The organism is Oceaniglobus roseus, from assembly GCF_002869745.1.
Lineage (GTDB): Bacteria > Pseudomonadota > Alphaproteobacteria > Rhodobacterales > Rhodobacteraceae > Oceaniglobus > Oceaniglobus roseus.
The window spans coordinates 21546-35768 of record NZ_PNOS01000028.1 but is presented as its reverse complement, the minus strand read 5'-3'; the positions used below and the strand labels follow the sequence as shown (position 1 = coordinate 35768).

The 14223-nt window shown below is 70.0% G+C and carries 14 protein-coding genes and 1 tRNA gene; 8 read left to right on the top strand and 7 right to left on the bottom strand.

All coding sequences use genetic code 11. From position 1 onward, the window contains the following. The first annotated feature begins 9 nt into the window (after window positions 1-9). From A7B20_RS14100 to A7B20_RS14080, 5 genes are all read left to right on the top strand, one after another. On the top strand, window positions 10-1284 hold the full coding sequence (locus tag A7B20_RS14100; protein ID WP_102109225.1) for a hypothetical protein: 1275 nt from the start codon (window positions 10-12) through the stop codon (window positions 1282-1284). Beyond that, window positions 1281-2633 (top strand): cytochrome P450, encoded by a 1353-nt coding sequence (locus A7B20_RS14095; protein WP_102109224.1) that lies wholly within the window; start codon window positions 1281-1283, stop codon window positions 2631-2633. Before A7B20_RS14100 ends, A7B20_RS14095 begins: the two co-directional genes overlap by 4 nt. A gap of 52 nt (window positions 2634-2685) precedes the next feature. Beyond that, window positions 2686-3624 (top strand): pirin family protein, encoded by a 939-nt coding sequence (locus A7B20_RS14090; RefSeq protein ID WP_102109223.1) that lies wholly within the window; start codon window positions 2686-2688, stop codon window positions 3622-3624. Further along, the gene (locus A7B20_RS14085) at window positions 3621-4121 is read left to right on the top strand and encodes a GNAT family N-acetyltransferase (protein WP_102109222.1); all 501 of its coding nucleotides are present in this window, start codon (window positions 3621-3623) and stop codon (window positions 4119-4121) included. Before A7B20_RS14090 ends, A7B20_RS14085 begins: the two co-directional genes overlap by 4 nt. Before the next feature lie 63 nt (window positions 4122-4184). Beyond that, window positions 4185-4261, top strand: a tRNA-Asp gene (locus A7B20_RS14080). A gap of 213 nt (window positions 4262-4474) precedes the next feature. On the opposite strand, the gene acuI is transcribed toward A7B20_RS14080, so the two are convergent. The 5 genes from acuI to A7B20_RS14055 all read right to left on the bottom strand — a co-directional run bounded on the left by acuI (window position 4475) and on the right by A7B20_RS14055 (window position 8885). Next, complete coding sequence (gene acuI, locus A7B20_RS14075) at window positions 4475-5464, bottom strand: acryloyl-CoA reductase (RefSeq protein ID WP_102109221.1); 990 nt, start codon at window positions 5462-5464, stop codon at window positions 4475-4477. A 226-nt stretch (window positions 5465-5690) separates the two neighbouring features. Beyond that, window positions 5691-6797: a dimethylsulfoniopropionate demethylase gene (locus A7B20_RS14070; protein WP_102109220.1), complete on the bottom strand. Its 1107-nt coding sequence runs from the start codon at window positions 6795-6797 to the stop codon at window positions 5691-5693. A gap of 64 nt (window positions 6798-6861) precedes the next feature. Further along, window positions 6862-7371, bottom strand: a complete 510-nt coding sequence (locus A7B20_RS14065; RefSeq protein WP_102109219.1) for a DinB family protein — start codon at window positions 7369-7371, stop codon at window positions 6862-6864. Window positions 7372-7389: 18 nt separating this feature from the next. Beyond that, window positions 7390-8100, bottom strand: a complete 711-nt coding sequence (locus A7B20_RS14060) for a DUF1326 domain-containing protein (RefSeq protein ID WP_102109218.1) — start codon at window positions 8098-8100, stop codon at window positions 7390-7392. A gap of 11 nt (window positions 8101-8111) precedes the next feature. Further along, the gene (locus A7B20_RS14055) at window positions 8112-8885 is read right to left on the bottom strand and encodes a DUF2182 domain-containing protein (RefSeq protein ID WP_102109217.1); all 774 of its coding nucleotides are present in this window, start codon (window positions 8883-8885) and stop codon (window positions 8112-8114) included. Between the two features lie 132 nt (window positions 8886-9017). Here A7B20_RS14055 and A7B20_RS14050 point away from each other — a divergent pair, with 132 nt between their 5' ends. The 3 genes from A7B20_RS14050 (at window position 9018) to A7B20_RS14040 (ending at window position 12045) form a co-directional block, all read left to right on the top strand. Continuing rightward, window positions 9018-9752: a FadR/GntR family transcriptional regulator gene (locus tag A7B20_RS14050; protein WP_102109253.1), complete on the top strand. Its 735-nt coding sequence runs from the start codon at window positions 9018-9020 to the stop codon at window positions 9750-9752. 114 nt (window positions 9753-9866) lie between these two features. After that, on the top strand, window positions 9867-10913 hold the full coding sequence (locus A7B20_RS14045; protein WP_102109216.1) for an ABC transporter substrate-binding protein: 1047 nt from the start codon (window positions 9867-9869) through the stop codon (window positions 10911-10913). A gap of 79 nt (window positions 10914-10992) precedes the next feature. Further along, complete coding sequence (locus A7B20_RS14040; RefSeq protein ID WP_102109215.1) at window positions 10993-12045, top strand: MBL fold metallo-hydrolase; 1053 nt, start codon at window positions 10993-10995, stop codon at window positions 12043-12045. Between the two features lie 37 nt (window positions 12046-12082). On the opposite strand, the gene A7B20_RS14035 is transcribed toward A7B20_RS14040, so the two are convergent. Both A7B20_RS14035 and A7B20_RS14030 read right to left on the bottom strand, forming a co-directional pair. Continuing rightward, window positions 12083-13555: a pilus assembly protein TadG-related protein gene (locus A7B20_RS14035; RefSeq protein ID WP_102109214.1), complete on the bottom strand. Its 1473-nt coding sequence runs from the start codon at window positions 13553-13555 to the stop codon at window positions 12083-12085. A 70-nt stretch (window positions 13556-13625) separates the two neighbouring features. Then, a complete protein-coding gene (locus A7B20_RS14030) occupies window positions 13626-13973 on the bottom strand; it encodes a TadE/TadG family type IV pilus assembly protein (protein ID WP_102109213.1) in 348 nt (115 codons plus the stop codon). Between the last annotated feature and the right edge of the window lie 250 nt (window positions 13974-14223).

Sequence of the window (14223 nt, the reverse complement as noted above, 5' to 3'; positions counted from 1 at the left end):
GATGAGGCGATGGAGCGCGAGCGCACGGCAGGTCAGGTCCGACGGCGGCGGGTGTTCTACATCCCCGGCTACGACCCGATCCATCCCCGCCGCTACCGCGAGATGTACCGCCGCGAAGCCGCCGACCAGGCGCGGATCTCGGGCTACGAGGTCGCCCTGCGCCCCCGGAAGGGGGCCCGATACGGCTGGAGCGTCACCGGACGGATGGACGGCCACACCGTCGAGGCGGATGTCGAGGTGCTGATCTGGTCCGACATCGTGCGGGGCTCGATGTCCTCGACCATCCCCGCGACCTACTGGCAGCTCCTGCGCACCGCCTGGGTCTACATCGCCTCGGGCGCCATGCGCCGCCTGATGTGGCTCCGGAAAGGGCCGGTCGTCGCCGCGCTCTATCCCGTGGGGGTGCTGCTGCTGCAACTGCTGCTCGCCTGTGTCGTCGCCGCCGCCGCCTATGCGCTGCTGTCCTGGGCCATCGCGGAAGCCTCCCGCCTGATCCGACCCGACCTTTCGACCTGGCATCCGGCGCTCTGGCCCGGCCATGCCCTTTCGGCCGCGCTCGGCCTCGCCGTCGGCCTCCTGATCCTGCGCTGGTTCAAGAAGAACGACGGCCGGATCTACGCCTATTACCTGATGCACGATTATGCATTCTCGGCGAAATACGGCGGCGCGAACCCGCCCGCGCTGGAGAAGCGGATGGCCGAGTTCACCGCCACCATCGCCGCTGCCCTGCAAGGCGATTTGGACGAGGTGCTGGTCGTCGGCCATTCCTCCGGCGCCCACCTCGCCGTCTCCTGTCTTGCCGACCTGATCCGCAGCGGCCAGGTGCCCGCCAACGGCCCCGCCCTGTCCTTCCTGTCGCTCGGGCAGGTGATCCCGATGGTCAGCTTCCTGCCCAGGGCCACCCGACTCAGGGCCGACCTCCACTATCTCTCCGCGCGGAGCGAGCTGACATGGGTCGACGTCACCGCACCGGGCGACGGCTGCGCCTTCGCGCTCTGCGATCCCGTGGCCGTTACAGGCGTCGCGCCGCCGGACCAGAAATGGCCGCTGGTCTTCTCCGCCGCCTTCACGCAGAGCCTCGCGCCGGAGACCTGGGCGAAACTCAAGCGCCAGTTCTTCCGCCTGCACTTCCAGTACCTCTGCGCCTTCGACCGGCCGAAGGACTACGACTATTTCCGCATCACCGCAGGCCCCCTGACCCTCGCCGCCCGTTACGAGGGCCGGCCGCACAGCCGCTCGCGCATCGACGTGGCGGCCTCCCGCCACACCTCCATGGCCGCATGATTCCCCCGAAACCGGCGGCGCGTCCCGAGAAGGTGTCGCTCCGGCGCTACCTGAAGCTGTTCCGCGACGACATCCTCTCGGCCCAGCCGGAAAAGCTCTACCGCGCCTGGATGGCCGAGTTCCGCACGCCGTTCTTCCGCAGCTACATGGTGAACGACCCGAAGCTCCTGCGCGAGGTGCTGAACACCCGCCCCATGGACTTCCCCAAGTCGGCCCGCATCGGCGAGGGCCTGCGCCCGCTCCTCGGCGATTCGGTGTTCCTGACCAACGGCGAGACCTGGAAACGCCAGCGCCGCATCATCGACCCCGCCTTCGAGGGCGGCCGCCTGCGCGACACCTTCCCGGCGATGCTGGCCGCCGGTCAGGCCGCCGCCGACCGCATCACCCCCAGCGCGCAGGATATCGAGCCCGAGACCTCCCACGCCGCCGCCGACGTGATCTTCCGCACCCTGTTCTCGATCCCGATCGAGCACGCCGTCGCCGCCGAGGTGTTCGATCAGTTCCGCGCCCACCAGCGCAGCCAGCCCATCGTGAACCTCGCGGCCTTCGTGCCCCTGCCCCGCTGGCTGCCCCGCTTCCATGGGCGCCGGACGCGCGAGACCGCCCGCACCATCCGCCGCCTCATCACCGCCCTGACCGAGGCGCGGCAGGCCGAGATCGACGCGGGTCATGCCCCCGACGACCTCGCCACGAAGATCATGACAACGGTCGATCCCGTCACCGGCACCCCCCTCTCGACGCCCGAGATGGTGGACCAGGTGGCGATCTTCTTCCTTGCGGGCCACGAGACCAGCGCCTCCGCCCTCGCCTGGGCGCTCTACCTGCTTGCGACGCATCCCGAGGCGCAGGACCGTTGCGCCACGGAAGCACGGCAGTTCATGGCCGACCCGCAGTTCGTTAACCTCTCCGCCCTCCGCTTCACCCGCGAGGTGTTCCGCGAGACGCTGCGCCTCTACCCGCCCGTGCCGATGATGGTGCGCGAGACGACGCGGCGCGAGAGCTTCCGAGACCGCACCGCCCCGAAGGGCGCGCAGGTCGTCCTCAGCCCCTGGCACCTTCATCGCCACACGCGCCTATGGGACAATCCCGATGGCTTCGACCCCGAGCGTTTCGCCACCGAGAACGGCCGCGCCTGCCTGCGCGAGGCCTACATTCCCTTCTCCAGCGGCGCCCGCGTCTGCACCGGCGCGGGGTTCGCCATGGTCGAGGGGCCGCTGCTGCTCGCCACCCTGCTCGCCCGCTGGCAGGTCGCGCCCGTCGCAGGCCACACCCCCGTTCCCGTCGCCCACCTGACCGTGCGCGCCCGCGACGGCATCCGCCTGTCGGTCACGCCACGCACCGCCCCTTGACCCCGCCCGCCCCCCGGCGTTGGCTGGCAAGGCTGGAACAGGAGAGAGCGCCATGAGCTGGAACCCCGCCCTTGACCCCGACTGCCCCACCGGCGACGCCGTGGACGCCATCGAGACCGTCATCGTCCCCCGCGCCCGCGACCTCGGCGGCTTCGAGGTGCGCCGCGCCCTGCCCGCGCCGCGCCGCCAGATGGTCGGACCCTTCATCTTCTTCGACCAGATGGGCCCCGCCGAGTTCCTGCCGAGGAAGGGGCTCGACGTCCGCCCCCACCCCCACATCGGCCTCGCCACGATCTCCTACCTCTTCGACGGGCGGATGCATCACCGCGATTCGCTCGGCACCGACGCCTGGATCGAACCCGGCGCGGTGAACTGGATGGTCGCGGGCCGCGGCATCACCCATTCCGAACGCACCGACGACGCGACGCAGGCGGGTCCCATGCCCTTCTTCGGCATCCAGACCTGGGTCGCCCTGCCGAAGGATCGCGAGGACGACCCGGCCAGCTTCCAGCACGCCGCCAAGGCCGACCTTCCCGAGCTCGAGGGCGAGGGCAAGCGGCTGCGCCTGATCCTCGGCACCGCCTACGGCGAACGCGCCCCGGTCAGGACACCGTCCGAGATGTTCTACCTCGATGCCCTGCTCGACCCCGGCGCGAAGCTGCCCCTGCCAGACGACCACGAGGACCGCGGCGCCTATGTCGTCGCGGGCGAGGTCACCATCGCGGGCGAGACCTTCGCGGCCGGCCGGATGATGGTCTTCCGCCCCGGCGACCGCGTCTCGATGACCGCGGGCGCGCAGGGCGCACGGGTGATGCTGCTCGGCGGCGAGACGCTGGAGGGCTCGCGGCACATCTGGTGGAACTTCGTTGCCTCGTCGAAGGAGCGGATCGACGAGGCGAAGGAGGCCTGGCGGCGCGGCGACTGGGAACACGGCCGATTCCAGCTGCCCGCGGGCGACAGCGCCGAGTTCATCCCCCTGCCCGACCGGTGAGCCTGACGGTCGATCCCGCCCGCCCCGCCGACCTCGAGGCCCTCAGCGCGCTCCACACGGCCAGCTGGCGCGCCGCCTACGGCCCGCTCCTCGGGCAAGGCCCCCTCGGCGCGCCCCTGACCGAGCACATGGCGCGGACATGGGCGAGCCTGCCCGAAGGCGTGATCGTGGCCCGCGACGGAGACACGCTCGCCGGATTCCTCCGGCTGAAGCGCAACCAGGGCTGGCCCTACATCGACAATCTCCACGTCGACCCGGAGCGCCGCGGCGGCGGCATCGGCCGCTGGCTCATGGCCGCCGCGGTGGCACTGATTCCGGAAGACGAGGCCCGCGTCTGGCTTACCGTGCTGGCCGACAACCACCCCGCCCGCGCATTCTACCGCGGTCTCGGCGGCACCGAGGGCGCGCGGATCGACGAGGTCCTGCTCGGCGTGCCGGTCGTCACCTTCCCGGTGATCTGGACCCGCCTCGCCCCTCTCGCCGCCGCCTGCAAATAATTCCGCCGCAGCGGGTTTCGGCGCTTGACGCCATCCGGCGCACAGCCTAATCAGCCCCCACGCGCGGTTGTAGCTCAGTTGGTTAGAGTACCGGCCTGTCACGCCGGGGGTCGCGGGTTCGAGCCCCGTCAACCGCGCCACTCCCCCCCTCCCGGTGACAACCGCCCTTGGCGGCGGGGGGCGACGGGAAACGATCTTCCCAGACTCGCACTTCATCGCTGCAACAGCGCTGCTTTATCGGCCCTCTCTCCGGCGCCGACTTGGGGCAGGCCTGGCGTTCGCCGAAGGTGCCGTGGTCGGCACCGGGCGGAATGCGGCGGCTCGGGACCGTCCCGCACCGCCGCGCCCGGACCTCAGCCCTTCACGTCCACGACGACCCGGCCCCGCACCTGCCCCTTGAGGATGTCGCCCCCGAGCCTCGGCAGATCCTCCAGCACCGCGGGCACCACCATCGCCTCGAGCCTGTCCATCGGCAGCACCTCGGCGATCCGCTTCCACGCGCGGACCCGGTTCTCGTAGGGCTGCATCACCGAATCGATGCCCAGCAGGTTCACGCCGCGCAGCAGGAAGGGAATCACCGTGGCGGGCAGCGCGGCCCCCCCCGCCAGACCCACGGCGGCGACGCTCGCCCCGTACTTCATCTGCCCCAGGACCCGCGCCAGCATCGCGCCGCCCACGGCATCGACGCAACCCGCCCAGGTCTCGGCCTCCAGCGGCCGCTTCACCGTCTCGGCAATCTCCTCCCGCGCGACGATCCGCGACGCCCCGAGCTCCTTCAGATAGTCCCCGGTCTCCGGCCGCCCCGTCACCGCCGCCACCTCGTGACCGAGCGCCGAGAGCACCGCCACCGCGACCGAGCCGACCCCGCCGGCGGCCCCCGTCACCAGCACCGGCCCCGCCCCGGCCTTCAGCCCGTGATCCTCCAGCGCCATCACCGCCAGCATCGCGGTGAAGCCGGCGGTGCCGACGGCCATCGCCTGCCGCGTGGTCAGCCCCTCGGGCAGCGGCACCAGCCAGTCGGCCTTCACCCGCGCCTTTTCGGCGTAGCCGCCCCAGTGAACCTCGCCGACCCGCCAGCCGGTCAGCACCACCTTGTCACCGGGCCTGTACCGACCGTCCTCCGACGTCTCCACGACCCCGGCGAAATCGATTCCCGGCACATGCGGATATTTCCGCACCAGCCCGCCGCCCGGCCCGATGCACAGCCCGTCCTTGTAGTTCACCGTCGAGTACTCGACCGCGACGGTCACGTCCCCCTCGGGCAGCCGGTCCTCGCCGATCTCCTGCACGCCCGCACGGGTCTTGCCGTCCTCGTCCTTCTCGACCACCAGAGCCCTGAACATCGCGTTCCTCCTTCTTCCACTTCCGAAGATGCTCCACGCCTCCCCGGGTTCCAACAAGTCCGCCACCGCGCCTCGGCACCAGTTCGACGGTCTTCGAGCAACAGGGAAAGCGTGAACCCTCCCCAGCACCCCATCATCTTTGCTTTCTTAAATATCCCGGGGTCCGGGGCAGAGCCCCGGTCCCGCACCCCGAACCAGCGCAACGCCGGAAGAGGGTGCGCGGCGATCACAACCAGAACCTCTCCCGCACGACGGCCTCCCGCTCCCCAACCGGCGTCTCGACCACCAGCCGGGTGCCTTCGTCCCAGTGGGTCATCCGCACCATGCCGATCGCGACGTTGCCGCCGAAATCGGGCGAGGCCGCGGCCGAGGTCACGCGGCCGACCCGCCGCCCCCTGCCATCCGTCAGCGGCCAGATCCGGTCGCAGGGCGGCACCGGATCGCCGGGAATTTCGATCGCGCGGATCTGGCGCACCGGACCCTCCATCGACACACGCAGAAGCGCGTCGCGTCCGATGCAGCCGATCGCCGTCTCGACGTTGCAGAAGCGCCCCAGCCCGCATTCGTGCGGCGTGTTCTCCCGCGTCATGTCGTTACCATAGCTCAGCAGGCCGCCCTCGATCCGCTCGATCAGGTTCGGACAGCCTGCCCGCACGTCCAGATCCGCGCCCGCGGCGAACAGCGCGTCCCAGAGCGGCATCCCGACCTCGGACCCGATGACGTAGATCTCGAAGCCCCCCTGCTTGGAATAGCCCGAGCGCGCGATCAGCAGGTCGTGGCCCTGGAAGCCGAACCAGCCGAAGCGGAAGAAGCGCACGGCGCGGATCGCCTCGCCGAAGACGCGCACCATCAGTTCCTCCGCCTTCGGTCCCTGCACCGCCAGCGGCGAGACATCGGGCTCGTCGATCAGCACGTCGAGGCGATAGCCATAGGCGATGCCCTTGACCCAGAGCAGCAGGTCGCTGTCGGCGATGGAGATCCACCAGCGGTCCTCGGCCAGCTTCACCGCCACGGGATCGTTCAGCATGCCCCCCGTCTCGTCCACCATCGGCACGTAGAAGCACTGACCGGCCAGCATCCCCCTCAGGTCGCGCGGCGTCAGCATCTGCATCAGCCGCGCCGCGTCGGGCCCGCGCAGCTCCACCTGCCGCTCGCAGGCCACGTCCCAGACCTGCACGGCGGTCTTCAGGTGGCGGTAATCCTCCCCGACCGACCGGAAGACCGTGGGCAGCAGCATGTGGTTGTAGACGGTGTACCCCTTGACCCCGGCCGCCTCCACGCCGTCGGAAAAGGGGGTACGGCGCAGCCGCCGGGACGGAGAGATCAGGGCCATCGGATACCTCTCGGGGGGCCGGACGCACCGGCGGATGCACTGGCGGATGCAACGGCCGGGGCGCTCAGGAGAAATCCTCCGGCATCACGAACAGGTCCGTGTCCGACGGCTTCGCCCCGGCCGCCGTCAGCATCGCGTGGACCTGCCCGCGGTGGTGGGTCTGGTGGTTGAACATGTGCATCACGCACATCGCCTTGGGCCGGCTCACGTCCCGCCCGAGCGCGCCCGAGAACCAGGCGAGCTCGCCGGCCAGGTCCGGCTCTTCCAGCGTGTCGGCCCAGATGACGAGCTTGCCATCCATCTCGGCCCGGCGCGCGCACATCTCGTCCCAGAGCGGCATGAAGGCGGCGCTGCCGGGGATGCCGACGGCGGGCTTCTCCCAGCCCGCGAAGCGCGACATCCAGGTCTGGTCGCCCCAGACCAGATGCGACAGCGTCTCCTGGATCGAGCGGAAGAAGCCGCCCCGGTCCTGCCGCCGCGCCGTGTCGTCCAGCGTCGAGGCCGCGCCGTAGAGGTTCAGGTTCTGCCACCTGTTGTAGCGGGCAAGCGTCCGGCACAGCTCGGGCGTCATCATGTCGGCATCACTTCCCCATCACTTTCCGGGCCCCGACCAGTCAATCGGGCAGATCTCGGCGGACTTGCCGCCGAAGTCCCAGACCCGGCCATAGTCCCGCACCTTCGACTTGACGCCCTGTGCCGCGATGATGTCCGGCCCCATCCAGTATTTCGAGTTCGTCACCATCACCGGATGCTCCGCCGACTTGCCGCCGATCATCTCGATCTCGCCCTGGATCTTGCGGCCGATCACGATCGACCGCCTGCGGCCGTCCCGTACGATCTCGACCTTCTCGCGCTCGGCGCCGATGATTTCGGAGACGAGGAAGGTGAACAGGCCGGTGGTGCCGCCCGCCGCGCCCGACAGGATCTTCAGGAGGCCGTTGTAGGCCTTCTGCGAGGCGCGCTCGTCGATGTAGGCGGCGACCTTCCAGTTGCCCTCGCCCATCCGCCCCGGGATATCCACGAGCAGGCCGATGTTGATGCCGTCCAGCGGCTCGCCCTCGAAATGGCCCTTGTCCACCGCGATCGCCATCCAGGCGTGGCAGTGGCCCTCGGTCGGCGGATGCGCCCCCAGCGACACGACGCAGGGGCAGAAGGTGGTGCAGGAGCAGTTCAGGAACAGCTCGCCCTGCATCCGCCACTCGGCCGGCTGCATCTTGCGCCGCGTCGGGTTGCCCATCTGCTGCACGATCCGGTCCCGCACCGTCAGCCGGTCCGCCGGCGCGCGCTTCCTCGTCTCCGCCATCTCCGCCCCTCCTATCCCAAAAGCCCGAGGGCCTGCATCCAGACCGCCGCCCCCGCCAGCATCAGCGCGACCCCCGCAGGCCGGACGACGCGGTGCGCGAGTTGCGGCAGCTTCTCGGCCACCATGAACAGCGTCGCGAGGCCCATCCACAACAGGTTCATCACGCCCCCCGCAAAGCCAAGCGCCATGATCATCCAGCAGCAGCCGACGCAGAAGGCGCCAAGGCCAAGGCCCATTCGCAGACCGCCCACGAAGCCGGCGCGCCAGTGGCCGAGGAAGTAGAACATCGGCGAATGGCAGACCCCGTGGCAGACCGCCTTCATCCGGCTGAACTGGAACGCGCCCGCGGCGACCAGCAGCGCGCCGCTTGCCCAGCCGGCCGTCGCCGCGCCCATGGCGTCGAGAAGCCCCGCCCCCGTCAGCGCTACCTGCGCCGCCGCGATGAGCAGCGCGAAGCCGATCCAGACCGTGAAATATCCGAGGATCACCCCGAGCCAGCCCGCGCGCGAGCCGTCGGCGGCGCGGATCAGATCTTCGTAGGCGCGCAGGGTCGGCACCAGCGTCGGCAGCATCATCGCCGCCATCATCACCGCCCACATCGGCGCCAGGGTGGCGAAGCCCGGCGACGCCATCGGACGCTCCATCCCGGCCATGCCGGTCGGCATCCGCCCGAACAGGTCCGTGCCCATCGACCGCGACATGTCGAACATCACCCACCAAGCCACAAGGATCACGGCGAAGAAGCCGATCCACAGGACGCTGCGCAGGGGAAGGAAGGACGGCATCAAGACTCCCGATGACACGGTCGCCCTTGCAGGTTTCGGGTGGCGGTAGTTAAATGTCAAACAATTAATCGTCTGACATTTCCGCCCGCGCCGGGCCGCCGAACGGCGACGGATATGGCGAAGGATCGCGACATGACCGAACAGGACCTCTCGGCCCGGATCGCCGGCGAAATCCGCGATGCCATCGTCTCGGGCGCGCTGATCGTCGACGCGCGCCTGCCCTCCGAGGCCGAGCTTGCCGAGCAGTTCGGCGTCTCCCGCCCCACCGTGCGGGAGGCGCTGAAGCGGCTTGCCGCGCAGAACCTGATCCGCACCCGCCGCGGCGCAACCGGCGGTGCCTTCGTGCGGCGGCTGTCGTTCGAGGAGGCGCAGGACCAGCAGGTGACGACCGCGACGCTCCTGCTGTCGATGAACGCCGTGGACTTCGACACCGCCTGCGAGGCCCGTTTCGCGCTGGAACGCGCCTGCACCGCGCTGGCCGCTGCACGACGCACGCCCGGCCACCTCGCCCGCATGGACCGGGAGCTCGCCCGCCAGGGCGATCCGGCGCTGAGCGACGAGGCGTTCTGCGCCTCCGACGTCGCCTTCCACCGCGCGCTGGTCGACAGCGCCGCCAACCCGGTGCTGTCCTACCAGCTGGCGGGCGCCATCGAGGCGATCGAGCCGCTGATGAACATGATCATCTTCACCGCCCGCGACCGGGCCCGCATCCTCGACCTGCACGGCGCCATCGCGGCCGCCCTCGCCCGCCGCGACGCCGCCGCCATGGATGGCGCGTTGAGCACGCTGGAACGCTATACCTGCGAACTGGCCGCCACGGTCATGGCCCGCCGCGGCGCGGCGCCGTCCGCCGCCCGGGGACGATGAAAAATCAGGCGCTGACGCAGGTTTGACCCCTTGCGCCAGCCGGTTCTCCCTTGTTCAGTCGGACCGGACCGCATAGCGTCTGCGGAAACCATAATCCTACAGTAGAGGACAAGAATGACCCTTCATCGCGCTCTGGCTTCCGCCACCGCCCTTGCCCTGATCGCGGGCGCCGCGGCCGCTCAGGACAAGGGCCTGCTGGTGTTCGACTATCCCGGGTTCGAAGATCCGGCCTTCCACTCGACATACGCGGAAAAGCACGGCGGCGAGCCCGAGTTCGCCTTCTTCGGCGACGAGGAGGAAGCGTTCCAGAAGCTCCGCTCGGGCTTCCGCGCCGATGTCAGCCACGTCTGCGCCGGTTCGGTGACGAAGTGGGTCGAGTCGGGCATCCTCGAGCCCTGGGACACCTCGAAGATCCCGGCGTACGGCGACCTGAACAAGGATCTGACCGGCACCGACGTCGGCGCCGCCGCCTCGGACGTCTATTTCGTTCCGACCGACTACGGCTCGACCGCGATCGCCTACAACACGAAGGAAGTGCCGGAGGAAGACGTCGCCTCGCTCGACGTGTTCAAGAACCCGAAGTACGACCAGCGCATGACACTGCCCGACAACGTCGACGACGCCTTCGCGCTGGCCTATCTCGCCACCGGCACCACCGACTGGACCAGCGCCACGGACGAGCAGTTCGAGGCGGCGGCGCAATGGCTGCGGGACGTCCATCCGCTGCTCCGGACCTACTGGACCGACCCGGCCGAGCTGGCGCAGCTGATGGCCACCGGCGAGGTGCTGGTCGGCTGGGCCTGGAACGAGACGCTGCCGACCATGGCCGAGCAGGACTTCCCCATCGGCTTCCAGCGCGAGGCCAAGGAAGGCTCGTCGCTCTGGCTCTGCGGCTACGTCCGGCTGAAGGACGGCGAGGGCGACCCGGAACTCGGCTACGACTTCCTGAACGCCATGCTCGACCCCTCCTCGACCCAGGCGCTGCTCGACGCGGGCTATGGCCAGTCGAACGCGAAGGCGATGGCGGACGTCGGCGAAGAGGCGCTGGCCGCTGTCGGCCTCGGCCAGATCGACGCGCCGGTGCTTGCCCAGCTGCCGATGAGCAACGAACTGCGCGAGAAGCAGTCCGAGGCCTTCGAGAAGATCAAGGCGGGCTTCTGAGCCGCTCCGGCCTGCCGGTGCCCTTGACCGGCAGGCCCCCCGGCGCATCTTCCGGGGTCTCGCAGCACGGGATCCCGGAATGAAGCGCCGCTCCGTCCTCACCCTTCTCGGCCTGGCCGGAACCGCGGGCGCCGCCACCGGCGCGCTGCGCGCCGCGACCGGGGGCAACCGCTACTACGGCGGCCCGGTCAGCGACCATTTCGACGGCACCCGCTTCTACAACCCCGGCGGCACCCCGCCCCGGGGCTTCCGCGACTTCCTGCGCTGGCAGTTCAACGGCGACAGGGCCGCCTGGCCCGGGTCCGTGGCGATCACCCCGACGCGCCCGGTCCCCCGCGTCGACGGTCTGCGCGTGACCATGGTCGGCCACGCGACGCTGCTGATCCAGGCGGCGGGGCGCAACATCCTGACCGATCCCGTCTGGTCCGACCGCGCCTCACCGTTCAGCTTCGCCGGTCCCGCCCGCGTCACCCGCCCCGGCATCGCCTTCGCGGACCTGCCGCCGATCGACGCCGTGCTGCTGAGCCACAACCACTACGACCACCTCGACCTTGCCACGCTGGAACGGCTGCACGGGGTCCACGGGATGCCTGTCATCACGCCGCTCGGCAACGACAGGATCCTGGAGGAGGCGATTCCGGGCATCGACGCGCGCGCGGGCGACTGGGACGACACCCTTTCCCTGCCGGATCTGACGGTGCGCCTGCTGCCCTGCCACCACTGGTCGGCCCGGGGCACCCGCGACCGGCGGATGGCGCTCTGGGCCGCCTTCGCCGTCGAGACCGGCGCGGGCCGGATCCTGGTCATCGGCGACACCGGCTTCGAAGAGGGCCGTCCCTACCGGAGCGCCGCCGCCCACGGCCCCTACCGCGTGGCGCTGCTGCCGATCGGCGCCTACGCCCCGCGCTGGTTCATGCGGCCGCAGCACCAGAACCCGGAAGAGGCCGTCGCCGGGTTCCTGCTGAGCGGCGCGCGCCACGCCGTCGCCCACCACTGGGGCACGTTCCAGCTGACCGACGAGGCGCGGGAGGATCCCCCGGCACTGTTGAGTGAGGCGCTCTCGGCACGGGACGTGAGCGCCGAGCGCTTCCGCCTCCTGCCTCCCGGCGCCTCGTGGGACGTGCCCGCCTGAGCGCGGCGGTCGTTAAGGGAAGGCAAAGGCCGCGGCGTCACATCTTGAGGACCGAGCGGCGGGTGCGCACGGGCTCGCTCGGCCGCGCGGCGCTGATCGGCATGGCGGGATCGGCCGAAAGCGCCTTGCCGCAGCCGGTGATATGCGCGTTGCCGCCCAGCTGCATGTGGCCGTAGGCGCCAGGATCGCCCTCGATATAGAGCCCCCCGGCCGAGGTCATGCCGCCGCCCGTGCTCATCCGCGGCGCCGCGGCCAGCACGCCGTAGACCCCCGCGCCGCCGCCGAAGCTGACCGTGTCGCGCGCCAGCAGGTAGGTGTTGAAGAAGCCGGTGTCGCAGAAGGTGTCCGGATCGCCCCAGTCGACGTCGCCCGCCGCTTGGATGGTGCCGCCCGCGAAGAAGAAGACGTTTCTGAAGGCCAGGTCGTTGCCGCCGCCGATGCCAAGCCGGTCCTCGACGACGATGGCCACGTTCTGCGCATCGGTGTTGCCGGCGAACTGCGCCGACTTCGGCGCGTAGTAGATCGTGTTGTCCTTCACCACGGTGCGCCGCCCGCCCTGGTTCTGCGCGTCGTCGCCGACGAACTGCGCGTTCTGGTCGGTCAGCACCACGATCTTCGCCCCCTTGAAATAGGGCGGCAGGGTCGAGCCCTGGTAGGTCTCGCCGTCGCGGCCCCGAAGCTCGTTGCGCAGCCGCGTCTGCACCTCGCCGAGCATCGGGATCACGGTCGGTGTCAGGGTGCGCGCGATGGCGACCTCCTCGGCCGTGGCGCTCGGGGTGCCGTTGTAGCTCTTGACGTTGCCGGGGATGATGTCGCCGTAGTTGGTCGAGCTCAGCCGCACGCCCTTGCCGTAGAAGTTCGCCCCGCCCCCCTGGATCCGGGTCGCGCCGTGCAGGCAGACCGGGGCGTCGAAGATGTTCGAGCCGCCGAAGCCGAGGTTGCCGGTCGAGATGATCGTCGCCGCCTCGCAGCCCTGGGGCGCCGCGGTGCCCGCGCCGTCGGCCAGACCGGCGACGGAGGCCACGCGGATGTCCCAGCTGTCGAAGCCGAAGACCCGCAGCAGGTAGGTGCCCAGCCCCGTGCCATCGGCCGTGCTGCGCGCCAGCTCGACCTTCACCGCGTCGCCCGCGCCTTCCCGGAAGGCGCCGCTGACCGGGTCGATCCGCCCGTACTTCACGCTGTCCGCTGTGAACATCCGCCCGGCCAGGTCATCGCCGAGGTTGCGCCGGGTGAGCTCTTCCGCCGTCGCCCGACCCGCTTCCCGGTCGTCGATCAGCGCCACCGCCGCCAGCGCGGCGGCATCCGCGGCGCCCTGCATCTCGACCCGCTCGCGCCAGGCGTTGGCCCCGTCCAGCGCGACGCCGCTGAGCGACATCATCGTCACCGACCAGAACAGCGCGCTGATCGTGCCGCCGCCCTCCTCGCGCCGCAGCGCCGCGGCGAAGGCGCCAAGGCGGCGGCGCAGGGCGTCGGAGCGGCCGGTACGGTGAAGGGTGGATCCGAAAGTCATGGTCGAAAAATCCTGGATCTTGGCGCGTGGCCGCGCCTGAAAATCTGCGGAGCGTTCGGCGTCAGGCGGCTCAGCCGCCCGTCACCTCCAGCCACATCGTGTTGCGCGAGACCAGCCGGGCGTCGCCGGCGAAGCTGTCGCTGAAGATCGTGGCACTGCTGAACGGCAGGCTGACCTGCGAGGTGACGTAGCCGTTCGAGATCGAGATCGCGACGTCATAGGCGGGATCGTTGCCGAAGCGCGCGCGGATCCCCTCCTCGGCCTCCGATTCGCTGCGCAGGCCCAGGGCGACCTGCCGAGAGGCATCGCGCGCCGCATCGTAGAGGACCGACTTTTGGTGCATGAGCATCGTTCCGTCCGCCGACATGCAGAAAAGCCCGACCATGTAGCAGACCCACAGGACATACTCGATGGTCATCGAGCCTTCTTCACGAGACCGGAAATTTCCGAAACGCTCAAGGATTTTCCGCACGTCGTCCCTCTTTCCCTTTGATCCGGCAAGAAAATACGCCACGAGGACATCTACTGGTCGGGAAATGTGGCCAAAGCGGGAAGCCGCCATGGCCCGATTAAGGTTAATCAAGCGGAGGTAGTAAAATGCGGGCATCGACGGCCACGCGCACGTCCGCGTGATCCCCGATCCCACCACGGGAACTGCGCTTCGAATC